This window comes from Barrientosiimonas humi (assembly GCF_006716095.1).
GTDB classification, from domain to species: Bacteria; Actinomycetota; Actinomycetes; order Actinomycetales; family Dermatophilaceae; genus Barrientosiimonas; species Barrientosiimonas humi.
The window spans coordinates 2946901-2961095 of record NZ_VFOK01000001.1 but is presented as its reverse complement, the minus strand read 5'-3'; the positions used below and the strand labels follow the sequence as shown (position 1 = coordinate 2961095).

General features: G+C 72.3%; 12 protein-coding genes. 6 read left to right on the top strand and 6 right to left on the bottom strand.

Going from position 1 to position 14195, the window contains the following annotated elements; translation table 11 throughout:
• The first annotated feature begins 94 nt into the window (after positions 1 to 94).
• Positions 95 to 1699 (top strand): ABC-F family ATP-binding cassette domain-containing protein, encoded by a 1605-nt coding sequence (locus FB554_RS13825; RefSeq protein WP_142006978.1) that lies wholly within the window; start codon positions 95 to 97, stop codon positions 1697 to 1699.
• Here the strand turns inward: FB554_RS13825 and FB554_RS13820 are convergent.
• Positions 1656 to 2921 carry a cytochrome P450 gene (locus tag FB554_RS13820; protein ID WP_142006977.1) on the bottom strand — a complete coding sequence of 422 codons (1266 nt, stop codon included), beginning with the start codon at positions 2919 to 2921 and terminating at the stop codon, positions 1656 to 1658. The genes FB554_RS13825 and FB554_RS13820 overlap by 44 nt on opposite strands.
• A gap of 197 nt (positions 2922 to 3118) precedes the next feature.
• On the opposite strand from FB554_RS13820, the gene FB554_RS13815 reads away from it, so the two are divergent.
• Together FB554_RS13815 and FB554_RS13810 are read left to right on the top strand one after the other, a co-directional pair.
• Positions 3119 to 4315 (top strand): MFS transporter, encoded by a 1197-nt coding sequence (locus FB554_RS13815; protein WP_236022406.1) that lies wholly within the window; start codon positions 3119 to 3121, stop codon positions 4313 to 4315.
• Positions 4316 to 4386: 71 nt separating this feature from the next.
• Complete coding sequence (locus FB554_RS13810) at positions 4387 to 6153, top strand: long-chain-acyl-CoA synthetase (RefSeq protein WP_142006975.1); 1767 nt, start codon at positions 4387 to 4389, stop codon at positions 6151 to 6153.
• Between the two features lie 20 nt (positions 6154 to 6173).
• On the opposite strand, the gene FB554_RS13805 is transcribed toward FB554_RS13810, so the two are convergent.
• The gene (locus tag FB554_RS13805; protein WP_142006974.1) at positions 6174 to 6785 is read right to left on the bottom strand and encodes an FMN-binding negative transcriptional regulator; all 612 of its coding nucleotides are present in this window, start codon (positions 6783 to 6785) and stop codon (positions 6174 to 6176) included.
• A gap of 222 nt (positions 6786 to 7007) precedes the next feature.
• Between FB554_RS13805 and FB554_RS17225 the strand changes: the two genes are divergently transcribed.
• Positions 7008 to 7175: a hypothetical protein gene (locus tag FB554_RS17225; RefSeq protein ID WP_170206889.1), complete on the top strand. Its 168-nt coding sequence runs from the start codon at positions 7008 to 7010 to the stop codon at positions 7173 to 7175.
• An 18-nt stretch (positions 7176 to 7193) separates the two neighbouring features.
• Here the strand turns inward: FB554_RS17225 and FB554_RS13800 are convergent, their stop codons facing one another.
• The 3 genes from FB554_RS13800 to FB554_RS13790 form a co-directional block, all read right to left on the bottom strand.
• A complete protein-coding gene (locus FB554_RS13800; RefSeq protein WP_142006973.1) occupies positions 7194 to 7886 on the bottom strand; it encodes a histidine phosphatase family protein in 693 nt (230 codons plus the stop codon).
• Between the two features lie 82 nt (positions 7887 to 7968).
• Positions 7969 to 9204 carry a fatty acid desaturase family protein gene (locus FB554_RS13795; protein ID WP_142006972.1) on the bottom strand — a complete coding sequence of 412 codons (1236 nt, stop codon included), beginning with the start codon at positions 9202 to 9204 and terminating at the stop codon, positions 7969 to 7971.
• A gap of 34 nt (positions 9205 to 9238) precedes the next feature.
• Positions 9239 to 10294 carry a ferredoxin reductase gene (locus tag FB554_RS13790; RefSeq protein ID WP_142006971.1) on the bottom strand — a complete coding sequence of 352 codons (1056 nt, stop codon included), beginning with the start codon at positions 10292 to 10294 and terminating at the stop codon, positions 9239 to 9241.
• Positions 10295 to 10403: 109 nt separating this feature from the next.
• On the opposite strand from FB554_RS13790, the gene FB554_RS13785 reads away from it, so the two are divergent.
• On the top strand, positions 10404 to 11606 hold the full coding sequence (locus tag FB554_RS13785) for a PucR-like N-terminal domain-containing protein (RefSeq protein WP_476693161.1): 1203 nt from the start codon (positions 10404 to 10406) through the stop codon (positions 11604 to 11606).
• Between the two features lie 129 nt (positions 11607 to 11735).
• Positions 11736 to 12692, top strand: coding sequence for an SGNH/GDSL hydrolase family protein (locus FB554_RS13780; protein ID WP_142006969.1), 957 nt, complete (start codon positions 11736 to 11738; stop codon positions 12690 to 12692).
• A 610-nt stretch (positions 12693 to 13302) separates the two neighbouring features.
• Here the strand turns inward: FB554_RS13780 and FB554_RS13775 are convergent.
• A complete protein-coding gene (locus FB554_RS13775) occupies positions 13303 to 14175 on the bottom strand; it encodes a hypothetical protein (protein WP_142006968.1) in 873 nt (290 codons plus the stop codon).
• Between the last annotated feature and the right edge of the window lie 20 nt (positions 14176 to 14195).

The window sequence follows — 14195 nt, the reverse complement described above, 5'->3', positions numbered from 1 at the left end:
AAGATCTGAGGCACCGACCCGCTCGCGCCCGAGGCGACCCACGCCCGGCGAGCAACCACCGACCCGCCGCGCCCTGCGGCCGTTGGAGTGCCTCGTGCCTGCCCCTTCCCTGGTCGTCCGCGACGTCCGCAAGTCCTACCCCGACCGCCTCGTGCTCGACGGCCTCGACCTGGTGGCCACGCCCGGCCAACGGGTCGGGCTCATCGGCGAGAACGGCGCCGGCAAGTCGACGCTGGTGCGCCTCGTCGCCGGGCTCGAGCAGCCCGACTCCGGCAGCATCACCGCGCCCGACGACCTGGGCTATCTGGCCCAGGACTCGGGCCTGCGCGACGACGCGACCGTCGAGGAGGTGCTGACCGCGGCCCTCGCCCCGCTGCACGACGGCGTGGCCGACCTGGAGCGGCTGGCGGGGGAGCTGCCCGGGTCGGCCGACGCCTACGCGCAGCGGCTGGAGTGGGTCGAGGCGCACGACGCCTGGGACGCCGACCGCCGGGCCGAGGTGGCCGCGCACCGGCTCGGCCTCGGCGCGCTCGAGCGCGACAAGCCGGTGCGGGAGCTGTCGGGCGGCCAGCGTGCTCGGCTCGCGCTCGCGGCCCTGCTCACCCGCCGCCCCGCCTGTCTCGTGCTCGACGAACCCACCAACCATCTCGACGCCGAGGCGCTGGACTTCCTTGAGGCACAACTGATCTCGATGCCGGGTGTCGTCCTGGTCGCGAGCCACGACCGGATGCTGCTGGAGCGCGTGTGCACGACGCTGGTCGACCTCGACCCGGCGCACCTCGGCACCGACGGGCGCGGCGGCCGCGCCTACTCCGGGGCCTACTCCACCTATCTGTCGGCCAAGCACGACAGTCGGCGGCGGTGGGAGGAGGCGTTCGAGCAGCAGCAGGAGACGCTGAACGCGCTGCGTGTCCGCACCCGCACGACGACCCTCGACATCGCGCACGACCGGCCGCCGCGGGACAACGACAAGTACATCTACAGCTTCAAGGGCGAGAACGTGCAGGCCCAGGTGCGTCGTCGGGTGCGTGACGCCGAGCAGCGGATCGCCGCCATCGAGCGAGATCTGGTGCCGAAACCGCCTGTGCCCGTTGACTTCTCAGGGTCGTTCGACGGCCGACGGGCCGCGAGCCTACGCCTTCGTGACCTGTCCGTGCCCGGTCGCCTGCACCTCGCGCGGCTCGACGTCGCCGCGGGCGAGCACCTGCTCGTGACCGGCGCCAACGGCACGGGCAAGTCGACGCTGCTGTCGGTGCTGGCCGGCCGGCTGGAGGCCGCGGGCGACGTGCAGGTCGACGCGCGCTCGGTCGGGTTCCTGCCGCAGGAGGTGCGGTTCGCCGTCCCGACGCGCACGCCGCGCGACATCTACGCCGACGTCGACCCGCTGCGCCCGATCACCGACCTCGGCCTGCTGCACCCGCGCGACCTGACCCGCCCCGTCGGCGTGCTCAGCGAGGGGCAGCGCCGCCGGCTTGCGCTCGCGCTGCTCATGGCCACGCCGCACGACCTGCTGCTGCTCGACGAACCCAGCAACCACCTGTCGCCGAGCCTGGTCGACGCCGTCGAGGAGGCCGTGCGCCGCACGCCGGTCACCGTGCTCGTCGCCAGCCACGACCGCTGGCTCCGGTCGCGCTGGCAGGGGAGCGTCTGCCTCGTCAGGCCGCCGCGACGGGGAGCCGCTGAACGCCCCGGATCGTGACCGACCGCCGGATCGGCACGTCGCCGGTGAGGTGCAGCCGCGGCATCCGCTCGGCGAGCAGCCGCAGCGCGACCTGCGCCTCGAGCCGGGCGAGCGGCGCGCCGACGCAGTAGTGGATGCCGCTGGAGAAGGCGAGGTGGTCGGCGTTGTCGGTGCGGGTGATGTCGAACTCGTGCGGCCGCGCGAACGTCTTGGGGTCGCGGCCGGTGCCGCCGAGGCCGATCAGCACCCAACGGTCCTTGGGCACCTCGTGACCGTGAATCTCGGTGTCGTTCATGGCAACTCGCGAGGTGAACTGCACCGGCGCCTCGAACCGCAGCGTCTCCTCGACCACCCCCGGCGCGCGACCCTCGGGGTCGGCGACCAGCAGCTCCCACTGGTCGGGGTGGCGCAGCAGCTGGTGCACGGCGTTGCCGATGAGGTTGACCGTGGTCTCGAACCCTGCCACGAGCAGCAGCTGGCACAGCGGCAGCATCTCGCTGGCCTTGATCGCCTGGCCCTCCTGCTGGCTGAGCAGGGTGATCATGTCGTCGCGCGGGTCGGTGCGCCGCTCCTCGATGAGCCGCCCGAACATGCGCTCCAGCGCGTACTTCGCCTCGTACGCCCGGCGCGCGTGCCGCATCGACTGGATGCCGTCGAGCGCGCTGCCCAGCGCCGTGCCGTAGCGCAGGAACGTGTCGGAGTCGGCGTCGGGCACGCCCAGCAGCTCGCTGATGACGGTGATCGGCAGCGGCGCCGACAGCGCCCGCTGCAGGTCGAAGCTGCCCTGCCGCTCGGCGTCGTCGAGCAGCTGGTGCACGGTCTTCTCGATGCTGGTCTCGTACGCCGCCATCCGCCGCGGCGTGAACGCCGGCGCCGCCACCCGCCGCACGCGGGTGTGGTCGGGCGGGTTCATGTCCAGCAGCGACAGGTCGATCTCGCCGCTCTCGCGACCGGGGGCCTCGCGGCCGACCGAGCCGAAGTCGCGGCTCTTGAGCACCGCCGCGCACAGGTCGTGGTCCATGCTCACCCGCACGCCCGGGACCCGGGTCTTGCTGAGCGCGCCGCGGGCGCGGACCTGCTCGTACATCGGGTAGGGGTTCTCGTGCCACGGCGCCAGCCCGGCCCGCGCCAACGGGTCACCCTGCACCCAGGCGGCGTAGCGCCGCTTGGCCTTCTCGGCGTACATCGTGGTGGCGAAGGTGCGGATCATCCGCAGCTCGGCGAGCGTCGGTGCCTGCATGCCCACCCACGCTACGTGACCGTAAGCGGCGCGGCGAGGCCCCCGAGGGGGGAGGGGCGGTCCGCATACGGCAGGTGAGGCCCACGTAACAGGGGGGCCTCACCTCGATCAAGCGGGCCGCCCCTCCTCGACAGCGGGCGTCTCGGGGGCGGTCACGCGGCGACGCTACGCGCCCGCGGGGTGGCAGGCTTGACCTGGTGACCTCGACCGACCTGAACCGCGCGCACGTCGCGGTGCTCACGGTGTTCGCGCTCGCCGGTGCGGCGTTCGCCTCGTGGGCGGCCCGCATCCCCGACATCAAGCGCATCCTCGACCTCGACCCGCGCGCGCTCGGGCTGCTGCTGCTCGCCGGCTCGCTCGGGTCGGTGCTCCTGCTGCCGCTGTCGGGGCACATCGCGAACCGCCTCGGGGTCGCCCGCGCGCTGGTGCTCGGCACGGGCTTCGCGGCGACCGGAATCACGGGCCTCGGTCTCGCGGTCGGCGTGGCCGAGGACGTGCGCCTCGCGGCCCCGGCCCTGTTCGTCACCGGCCTCGGCATCGCGCTGTGGGACGTGGCGATGAACCTCGAGGGCGCGCACGTCGAGCGAGGGCTCGGCCGGTCGGTGATGCCGCACTACCACGCGGCGTTCAGCGCGGGCACCGTCGCGGCGGCGCTGCTCGCGGCCGGGCTGGTCGGGCTGCGCGTGCCGGTCTGGGTGCACCTGCCGCTGATCGCGCTGGCCTGCCTCGCCGGCGTCGTGCTCGCACTGCGCTCGTTCCGCCCGGGCGAGCCGCCCGCCGAGGAGGACGCCGACCAGCCGCGCGCCCGCAACCCGTGGACCGAGCCGCGCACCCTGCTCATCGGGGTCGTCACCCTCGTCGCGGCGTTCACCGAGGGCACCGCCAACGACTGGATCTCCGTCGCGTTCGTCGAGGGGCACGGGGTGCCCGGCTGGGCGGGCGTGCTCGCCTTCGCGGTCTTCCTGTCCTTCATGACGATCGGGCGACTGGCCGGCACCAAGCTGCTCGACACGTACGGCCGGGTCCCGGTGCTGCGCGTCATGTTCGGCCTCGCGCTCGTCGGCTGCCTGATCGTGGTCTTCACCCCGGCGCCGTACGCCTACCTCGGCGCGGCCGTGTGGGGCATCGGCGTCGCGCTCGGCTTCCCGGTCGGGATGAGCGCGGCCGCCGACGACCCGCGCCTCGCGCACGCGCGGCTGTCGGTGGTCGCGACGGTCGGGTACGGCGCGTTCCTCGCCGGCCCGCCGCTGCTCGGACTGCTCGGGCACGAGGTCGGCGTGCTGCGCGCGCTGCTGGTGGTGGGCGCCGCCCTGCTGCTCGCGGTCGCCTGCCTCCCCGCCGTACGCGAGCCGCAGCCTGTGCAGTCCACCCACCGGGCGCCGACGGCCAGTTGATAGCCAACCGAGACCTACGGTTACTAGTTAGTAGGTAAGATCGTCTGACGCCGAGATCCGAAGGGAAGACCATGACGGTCCAGACTCGACAGACGGTCAGCTTGCTCGACCTGGCCAAGGGTGCCGCGCGCATGGCGCCGGACCTGCCCATCCTGATCAAGGGAGCGCCGGGCCTGCTGCTGCGCAAGCCCAAGGACAAGAAGTCCGTCGGCCTGCTCCTGCAGGAGCTCGCCGCCAAGCAGCCCGACCGCCCGTTCCTGAAGTTCGAGGGACGCACCGAGACCTACGGCGAGGCCAACCGCATCGTCAACCGCTATGCGGCCGTGCTCACCGAGCGCGGCGTGCAGCGCGGCGACGTGGTGGGGCTGCTCGCCCGCAACGAGCTCGAGACGGTGCTGGTGTCGCTCGCCATCGTCAAGATCGGCGCGGTCGCCGGGCTGCTCAACTACAACCAGCGCGGCGAGGTGCTCGCGCACAGCCTCGGGGTGCTCGGGGCGCCGCTGGTGGTCGTCGGCGACGACTGCGTCGAAGACCTCGCCTCGGCGGGCGCCGCGGCCGAGCAGCAGTCGTCGATCACCTTCTCTCAGCTGCGCGCCGAGGCCGAGGGCAAGCCCGACGCCGACCCGGCCGTGACCGCCGAGATCGCGGGCAGCGAGCAGGCGTTCTACATCTTCACCTCGGGCACCACCGGCATGCCCAAGGCCAGCATCATGAGCCACTTCCGGTGGTTGAAGTCCTACTCCGGGCTGGGCGGCCTGGGGGTGCGGCTGCGGCCTGACGACACGATGTACGTCTGTCTGCCGCTCTACCACAACAACGCCATCACGGTCGCGCTCGGCGCCGTGTTCGCCGGCGGCGCCTCGATGGCGATCGGCCGCAAGTTCTCCGCCTCCGGCTTCTGGGACGAGATCCGCACGTACGACGCGACCGCCTTCGTCTACATCGGTGAGCTGTGCCGATACCTGCTGGCCCAGCCGGCCAAGCCCACCGACCGCGACCACAAGGTGCGGGTCATCGTCGGCAACGGCCTGCGCCCCGACGTGTGGGCGGAGTTCCAGGAGCGCTTCGGCATCGCGCGCATCGCCGAGTTCTACGGCGCGAGCGAGTGCAACATCGCCTTCATCAACGCCTACAACGTCGACGAGACCGCCGGCACCTGCCCGCTGCCGTACAAGGTCGTGGCCTACGACCAGGAGACCGGCGACCCGGCGCGCGACGCCAACGGTCGGCTGACGAAGGTCAAGCGCGGTGACGTCGGGCTGCTGCTCGCCAAGGTCACCAACCGGGCCCCGTTCGACGGCTACACCGACGACGACGCCACCGAGAAGAAGCTCGTGCGCAACGGCTTCAAGGACGGCGACACCTGGTTCAACACCGGCGACCTGGTGCGCCACCAGGGCCTCACCCACGTCGCGTTCGTCGACCGGCTCGGCGACACCTTCCGGTGGAAGAGCGAGAACGTCGCGACCACCGAGGTCGAGGCCGCGGTCGGCCGGCTGCCCGAGGTCGAGGACGTCTCGGTCTACGGCGTCGAGATCCCGGGCGCCGACGGCAAGGCCGGCATGGCCTCGATCGTGCTCGCCGAGGGCCAGCAGCTGGACCCCGAGCGTGCGGCGAAGGAGCTCGGCTCGGCGCTCCCGGCGTACGCCGTGCCGCTGTTCCTGCGCATCGTGCCCTCGCTGGAGCACACCTCGACGTTCAAGTCGCGCAAGGTCTCGCTGCGCGACCAGGGTTACAAGACCGACGACCCGCTGTACGTCTACAAGGGCTCCGAGGGGTACGTCCCGTTCTACGAGGACTACCCCGCCGAGGTCGCCTCCGGCTCCACCCCCCGCTGACAGCCCGAGCCCGAACCGCCTTACGGCAGTAGGCCGCCCGAGCCCTGCACCTCGTGCAGCGGCCCGGGCGGCATGCCGGCGAGCACGCCCGCCTGGTCCTCCTCGGACTTGTCGCGGCTGAGCTTGGCCTTGGCCTGCACGTCAGCGACGGCGAGCTCGACGCCGACGATGGCCCGCAGCCGCGTGCGCACGAACTTGTCCGGCGCGTCGCTGACGGCCCACGGCTGCTCGCGGTCCCGCTCGTGCGCCTCGGTCAGCCGGGTCACCATGCCGAGCACCCACTCCGGGTCGTCGTGCACGGTCACCGGGCCGCGCAGCTGCACCTCGGTGTAGTTCCACGTGGGCACGACGCGTCCGTGCTCGGCCTTGCTGGCGTACCAGCTCGGAGAGACGTAACCCTCGGGGCCGCGCACGACCAGGAGCCCGGGCGCGCCCCCCGAGATCCGTTGCCACTGCTCGTTGTTGCGCGCCAGGTGGCAGGTGACGCGGTCGCCCTCCCAGAGGACCGGGAGCGTCGTGGCGTCGGGGACGCCGTCGTCGCCGACGGTGACCAGGCTGGCCGAGCCCACCGCCGCGACGAACGCCCGGACCTGGTCCTCGTCCTCGACGACGCTGTGGCTGGGGAGGTACATGCTGGCGAGGCTACGCCGCGTCACGACCGTGCGCCTCCGCCGTCCGGCACCCCGCTCAGCGCAGCGTCACCAGCCCGGCGGCGCGACGGTGGCAGGTCGCCGTGGCCGGTGAACAACCATCGTGATGACTCCGTGACGGCTGCCATCAGGCCCGACGTGTGCCGGTGATGCAGGCTTGCGCCCAGGGAGGTGGCGGCGTCTCACCGATGGTCGCCGGTAGTGATGATCTACAGCGTCTTGCTCGGTCTCTCCGGCAGCATCGCCGGACTCGCGACCTTGCTCGCCTGGACCGACGAGCGGGAGCACGTGCGCCGGGTCGCGCGAAGGGTGCTGCTCGTGAGCGTGCTGGTGTGCCTGGCGATCGCCGTCATCAGGGCAGCGAGGAACTGAGCCTCACCCCGCGTCCGCTCAGCGCAGCGTCACCAGCCCGGCGGCGTCCAGGTGGCTCACCTCGTTGAACGTCTGCAGCCGCGCCCGTTCCTTGCCGAGCGCGACCCGGCTGACGCTGGTGTTGGAGATGCTCAGCGCGAACTCCTTCCAGGCGTCCAGGCTGCCGGCCGCGGTGAGGCGCGCGGCGATCTGGCTGACGCAGCCGGCGGAGGTGACCACGAGCGTACGGCCCGTGGTGGCCTCCACCGTCGCGTCGAACGCGGCGTCGACGCGCTCGCGGAAGGCGCCGAAGCTCTCGCGGTAGTCGGCGTCGTGCTGGCCGCCGGCCCAGCGCCGCAGCGCCTGCTCGAACATCGACTCGAACGCCGCGCGCGGGCGCAGCGTGCGCACCATGTCGGCCTTGAGCAGCAGGTTGTGCCGATAGGCCGGGCGGTAGGCCTGGATCACATCGACGTGGTCCAGCTCGTTCCACCGCCCGTCGACCTCGGTCTCCAGGTCCTCCCACTCGGCGCCGACGACGATCTCGGCGACCGTCTGCGCGTGCCGCTTCATGCCGCCGCACACGATCCGGTCGGGCCGCAGCCCGCGCCGCGCCAGGTCGGCGCCGAGCAGCCGCGCCTGTCGGTGCCCGCTCGGGGAGAGCTGGTCGTAGTCCTGCTTGCCGAACGACGCCTGCCCGTGCCGGACCAGCAGCAACGAACGGGGATCCATGGCCGGCAAGTCTGCCAGCCGGGCAGGCCCGGCCGGCCGATGGCGTACGCCCGGCCGGCCGATGGCGTACGCCCGGCTCGCCTCAGGCGCGCAGCAGCGCCGGCACGTCGCGCCAGCGCTTGCCCTCCGGCAGCGACAGCTGGAAGATCCGCTTCCACGTCGACGCGAGCTGCTTGGGCAGCGGGCCGGTGGTGTAGGGCAGGCCGTAGCGCTCGCAGATCTCGCGCACCCGCGGCGCGATCTCGATGTAGCGGTTCGACGGGATGTCGGGGAAGCAGTGGTGCTCGATCTGGTGGCTGAGGTTGCCGGTCATGATGTGGAAGAACTTGCTGCCCGACAGGTTGGCCGAGCCCATCATCTGGCGGATGTACCAGTCACCGCGCGTCTCGCCCTCGATCATCTCCTCGCTGAACGTCTCGACGCCCTCGGGGAAGTGACCGCAGAAGATCACCGCGTGCGCCCACACGTTGCGCAGCGCGTTGGCCGCCACCGACGCGGTCAGCGCCGCGACGCCCGAGCGCGACACGACCTGCGCGACGAACGGGAAGGCGATGTACTCCTTCAGCACCTGCTTCGCGGCCTTGCGCTTGAGCAGCGCCATGTCGGCGTCGAACGCCTCGCGGGTCTTGTGCCCCTCCTGCACCTGGTCCCACTCCAGGTCGTAGGAGGCGATGCCCCACTCGAAGACCAGCGACAGCCCCGCGTTGACCGCCGGGTTGAAGATGTCGCGCTTGGTCCACGGCTGGTCCTCGCTGACGCGCAGGATGTTGTAGCCCACGTCGCGGTCCTTGCCGATGACGTTGGTCCAGGTGTGGTGCAGGTCGTTGTGCGTGTGCTGCCAGCCGCGCGCCGGCGCGACGAAGTCCCACTCGTACGTCGTGGAGTGGATGTCGGGGTCGCGCATCCAGTCCCACTGCCCGTGCAGCGTGTTGTGCCCGATCTCCATGTTGTCGAGCACCTTGGCCGTCGCGACCATCCCGGTGCCGGCGACCCACGCGGGCTTGTAGCGCGAGGCCAGCATCAGCAGCCGGCCGCCGAGCTCCAGGCTGCGCTGGATCTTGATCATCCGCTTGATGTACGCCGCGTCGCGGGCCCCGCGCGACTGGATCACCTCGTCACGGATCGCGTCCAGCTCGGCCCCGAGCTGGCGTACGTCGTCGTCGCTCAGGTGGTCCGCGCCCGGCGGGCGCACGGTCGGGCTGCCCTCGGTGGGGAGCACACCGGTGCGCTTGACGGCGGACGGCTTGCTGCCACGCCGCAACGAGGTGTCGAACGGCTCGTCGTCGGTGGTCGTGTAGGGAACTGCGGCCAGGGCCATCAGGGAATGCTCCTGTCGTGTTGCGTTCAAGGGGTCAGACGTCGAGGTGCACCGGGCCGGCTGCGGCCGAGATGCACGTCTGGATGAGCTCGCCCTCGTCGCTCCGGATCTCTCCGGTGCGCAGGTCCTTGACCTGTCCCGAGAGCAGCGGGGTCAGACAGCTGTGGCAGATGCCCATGCGGCACCCGTGGGGCATGAGGACGCCGGCGTTCTCGCCGACCTCGAGCAGGGTGGTCGAGCCTTCCGCCTCGGCCTCCTTGTCGGACTTCTCGAAGACCACGCGGCCCCCGGCGGCGTCGCCGGCGAGCAGGCCGGTCTCGAACCGCTCGACCGAGAGGGCGTCCTCGGCGTGGAAGGTGCGCCAGAAGTCGGTGGCGTCGTCGAGCAGCTCGGTCGGGCCGCAGACGTACGCCTTGCGCGAGCGCCAGTCGGGGCAGGTGGCCTCGAGCTGGTCGGGGCTGCGCAGGTCGAGGCGGCCCTCGACCGCGGTGTAGCGGTGCACGACGTGCAGGCCGGGGTTGTCCTGCGCGAGCTCGGCGAGCTCCTCGCGGAACAGCGTGGTCTGCGGGGTGCGCGAGGAGTGGATGAGCACCACGTCGGCGTCGCGGCGGCGCGGCACGAGGGTGCGGATCATCGACATGACCGGGGTGATGCCGGAGCCGGCGGTCAGCATCAGCAGCGGGCGCGGGCCGGGCGGCAGCACGAAGTCGCCCTGCGGCGGGGCGAGGAAGAGCACGTCTCCGACGCGGGTGTGCTGCACCAGGTGCTGGGACACCCGGCCGATGGCCGTCACGGTGATCGCGGGGTCGTGGCCCTCGGCGGCCGACAGCGAGTAGCTGCGCCACTGGCGCACGCCGTCGATCTCGACGCCGATGCGGGCGTACTGCCCCGCGGCGTGGGCCGACCAGCCACGGCCGGGGCGGAAGTGGATGGTGGTGCTGTGGTCGGTCTCGGGGGTCACGCGGGTGACCACGCCGCGCAGCTGGCGCGCCGAGGACAAGGGGTTCACCAGCCCCAGGAACTCCTCGGGCGGGAACGGCGCGGTGAACACACCGAGCGCGCGCATCGCCAGAGGTCGTCGTTCAGTCACCCGTCTAGTGTGATTGGCGCGGCGGGTCATATTCTGCTGCTCGTGCTCACAATCGGGGCGAGCGTCTTTGTTGCGAGGCGCTGAAAAAAGGGGCACGGAGAGGCCTGACGTGACGCCCGACACACCCCTAACGGGTGACCCGCCCCCCTGGGCCTCGCTCCCGCGCGAGGTGTCCCGGGCGCTGCAGCCCCACCTCGGCGAGATCGTCGAGTCGATCATCGAGGCGATCCAGCGCGACGTGCCCGCCTACTCCCGCCCGCTCGAGGGCGACTTCGGGGTGGCCGTGCGCCAGGGCGTCGAGGTCGCGCTCAGCCGGTTGCTGCTGGAGCTGCCGGGCCGTGACGAGCCGGCGCTGCCGCCCGAGGCGCGGCTGGTGTACGCCGGGCTCGGCAAGGGCGAGGCCCGCACCGGCCGCCCGCTCGAGGCGCTGCTCGGGGCCTACCGCGTCGGGGCGCGGATGGCGTTCCGGGCGGTGTCGCGCATCTCGGTGCAGGAGGGGCTCGACCCGACCCTGCTCATGCCGCTCGGCGAGTCGATCTTCGTCTACATCGACGAGCTGTCCTCGGCCAGCATCGAGGCGTTCACCGCCGAGCAGTTCCGGCAGGCCGGCGAGCGCGACCGGCGCCGGGCCGCGCTGCTCGAGCAGCTGGTGTCGGGCCGGGCCGAGGAGGCCGACCTGCGCGCGCTCGCCGCCGACGCCGGCTGGGTCATCCCGCGCGAGGTCGTCGTGGCCGCGATGCCGCTGGAGAAGGCCGACGGGCTGCGGCTCGCGCTCGGCGAGCGGGGGCTGGCCCGCTCGCGCAGCGAGTACGCCGTGGTGCTGGTCGCCGCCCCGCGCAGCGAGCGGGCCCGGGCCGAGCTGGAGCGGGTGCTGGCCGGGCGGCGGGCCTGGATCGGTCCGGTACGCCCGTGGCTGCGGGCGGCCGGCTCGTTGCGGGCGGCGCACGCGGCCATGACGATGCCCGACCCGGCGTCGGTGCAGGCGGCCGAGGGCGACGGCCCGTGGTGGGTGCGCGACCACCTGTCGACCCTGGTGCTCGGGCACGAGCCCGAGCTGCTGAACGACCTTGCGGCACAACGGCTTGCGCCGCTGGACCAGCTGCGGCCCAACCAGCGCGCGCGGCTCGCCGAGACGCTGCTCTCGTGGCTCAGCCACCAGGGCGAGCGGGCCAAGGTCGCGGCCGAGCTGCACATCCACCCGCAGACCGTCGGCTACCGCGTCGGCCAGCTGCGCGAGATCTTCGGCGACGCCCTCGACGACCCGCTGACCCGGTTCGAGCTGGAGATGGTGCTGCGCGCCGGCCACTCCTGATCGCGCCGCTCAGCCCGAAGCCGGTCGAGCACGCCGGTCGAGCAGCCCGGAGCGCAGCGGACACGTCGGTCGAGTAGCCCGGAGCGCAGCGGAGGGCGTATCGAGGCCCCGACCCGCTTGGATGGACCCATGACCTACGTCGCGCTCGGAGACTCCTACGCCGCCGGTGTCGGCGGCGGCGAACGTGTCGACGCCTGCTTCCGGTCGCGCGCCGGATACCCGGTGATCGTGGCCGAGGAGATCGGCAGAACCCTTGCCTACGAAGCCTGTTCGGGCGCGGTGGTCGACGACGTACGCCGTGGCCAGCTCGCCCGCCTCGACTCCGCGACCGAGCTGGTCACGATGTCGGTCGGCGGCAACGACGCCGGGTTCGCCGAGGTGCTCACCGCCTGCGCCCGCCCGGCCTGGATGGGCGAGACCGACCCGATCATCGACGAGGCCGAGCGGGTGATGCGCGAGGACCTGCCGGACCGGCTGGCGGCGCTCCACGAGGACGTACGCTCGCGCGCGCCGCAGGCGCAGGTCGTCGCCACGGGCTACCCGCGGCTGTTCGCCGGCGAGGACTGCAACCTGTCGACGTTCTTCAGCCCGCGCGAGCTCACCCGGCTCAACGCCGCCGCCGACCTGCTCGCCGAGGTGATGGGGGCGGCCGCCCGCGCGGCGGGTGCGGTGTTCGTCGACGTGCGCGACGAGTTCCAGGGGCACGCCGTCTGCCAGGACCCGGAGTGGATCCGCGGCGCGTCGTGGCCGCTGGACGAGTCGTTCCACCCCAACGCCGCTGGCCACCGGGCGATCGCCGACGCGGTGCTGGTCGAGCTGGGCCGGCAACCGGTCGCAGCGCCCGCCCAGCAGCGTCCGGCCGTGCTGTCCAGCAGGCCCGCGATCGCGTACGGCCGCCCCCACGACCACGGCCGCAAGATGTTCCGCCTGCCCGACCTGTTGTCGCCGGAAAGCCTTGCGGGTGCGAAGGATTCGGGTCTCGATGTCGACGAGGTGCGCCGCCTCGCCGAGGCCGGCGGCCCCGACGCCGAGGCCCGGCTGCACCAGCTCGACCGGGAGGTTCGGGCCGCCACGTCCGTCGAGTAGCACCAAGGTGGTCGAACGCCCCCAAGCTGGTCGAGCGCCGCCCTGAGTAGCGCGAGGGACGAGCGCGTATCGAAGGGTAGGCCGAGCCGCTAGGCGAGGCCGTATCGAGACCCGTCACCACGGTCTGTGGCCACCGAAAGGCGCCTGGAAGCGGGAGCGGGTGCCTGGTCGGCCTGGTCTGATGGCTCACCGTGGTGACGTTGCTGACAGAGCCCGACGTTGTTGACACGGACTGACGTTGTTGACAGGAATGCGTGCTGTAGCAGCACTTCGTGTCAACAACGCACTGTCGTGTCGAGATCGTGGGGTCGGGTCAGGACCGACCCCGCCCAGACTGGCGTCGAGCTCAAAGACTGGTCAGTTGCAACCGACCACTTTGTTAGTTGGTGACCACTCTGGCGATGTACGCCGTCGGCGACTCGCGAATCCGTCGTCACCCCAGGCGTACTCACGCCTCCCGGCGCCTTTCGGTCACCACACGAGTAGGTGACCTGGTCTCGATACGGCCTCGCCTAGCGGCTCGCCCTACCCTTCGATACGCGCTCGTCCCTCGCGCTACTCAGGGCGGCGCTCGACCAGCGTGGAGTGCCCTGCTCGACCGACTCGACAGTCAGCGGCCGGTGCGGTCGCGCCACTCGCGGCGGGTCTCGCCGGGGCGAGGCTGGGCGTCGTCGTCGCCACCGGCATCCTCGCCAGCCCGCTCCGCGGAGGCGGCCGGGGTGTCCTCCAGCAGCCGGCCGACCACGGCGACCGTGCCGGCGATCACCTGGCCGGGGAGCAGCAGCGCGAACTCCTCGGGCAGGCACAGGTCGAGCTCGCCGAACGCGGTGAGCACGCGGGAGGCGACGAAGCGGCGGCCGGTCAGCGAGTTGGTGCGGACCTCGGCGCGCAGCACCACGCCGGACAGGAGCGCGTGCGGGGTCGGGTCGACCGGGCCGGGGTAGAAGCCGTTGGCGAAGAACGCCGAGGCCGACATGCGCGGCGGCCAGGCGAGGCCGCGCTCGGCGACCTCGGGCGGGGGTGGACCGAGCTCGTCCTCGGTGCCCAGCAGGCTCGCGTCGTCGGCGAGGAAGGTCGGCTCGTCGTCGAAGGCAGTGACGTTGATCCCGAGCGCTACCAACCGGATTCGGCCGGCATCGACCTGACCCTCGACGTGTCGCCGCTGCTCCAGCTCGCACGTCACACCGGTCTCGGTCACGCCGTCCTCCCCGAGCACCGTCACCCTGGCGACGTCGGGGGAGTGCGCCTCGACCGCCGTGCTGGTGAAGTCGCTGGAGCTCGCGAACGACGGCAGGATCAGCGGCTTGCCCGCCAGCACGTCGAGCACGACGCGCGCGCCGCTGGCGTCCTGCCAGGCGTACGTCTGCACGCCGGGGCTGTCCGCCACCGGCTCGCTGCCGAGGCGGGCGACCTGCGCGACCAGCTCGGACAGCTCGGCCGGTGAGGTCACGCCCATCCCGATGCAGGCGAGGTTGGAGCTCACGGGCGATCACCGCTCATGGC

Coding starts and splice junctions, on each gene's coding strand:
- FB554_RS13820 (WP_142006977.1), bottom strand. CDS start 2,921: ATGCAGGCACCGACGCTCGCCGAGCTGCGGATGATCCGCACCTTCGCC.
- FB554_RS13810 (WP_142006975.1), top strand. CDS start 4,387: ATGACGGTCCAGACTCGACAGACGGTCAGCTTGCTCGACCTGGCCAAG.
- FB554_RS13805 (WP_142006974.1), bottom strand. CDS start 6,785: ATGTACCTCCCCAGCCACAGCGTCGTCGAGGACGAGGACCAGGTCCGG.
- FB554_RS17225 (WP_170206889.1), top strand. CDS start 7,008: ATGATCTACAGCGTCTTGCTCGGTCTCTCCGGCAGCATCGCCGGACTC.
- FB554_RS13800 (WP_142006973.1), bottom strand. CDS start 7,886: ATGGATCCCCGTTCGTTGCTGCTGGTCCGGCACGGGCAGGCGTCGTTC.
- FB554_RS13795 (WP_142006972.1), bottom strand. CDS start 9,204: ATGGCCCTGGCCGCAGTTCCCTACACGACCACCGACGACGAGCCGTTC.
- FB554_RS13780 (WP_142006969.1), top strand. CDS start 11,736: ATGACCTACGTCGCGCTCGGAGACTCCTACGCCGCCGGTGTCGGCGGC.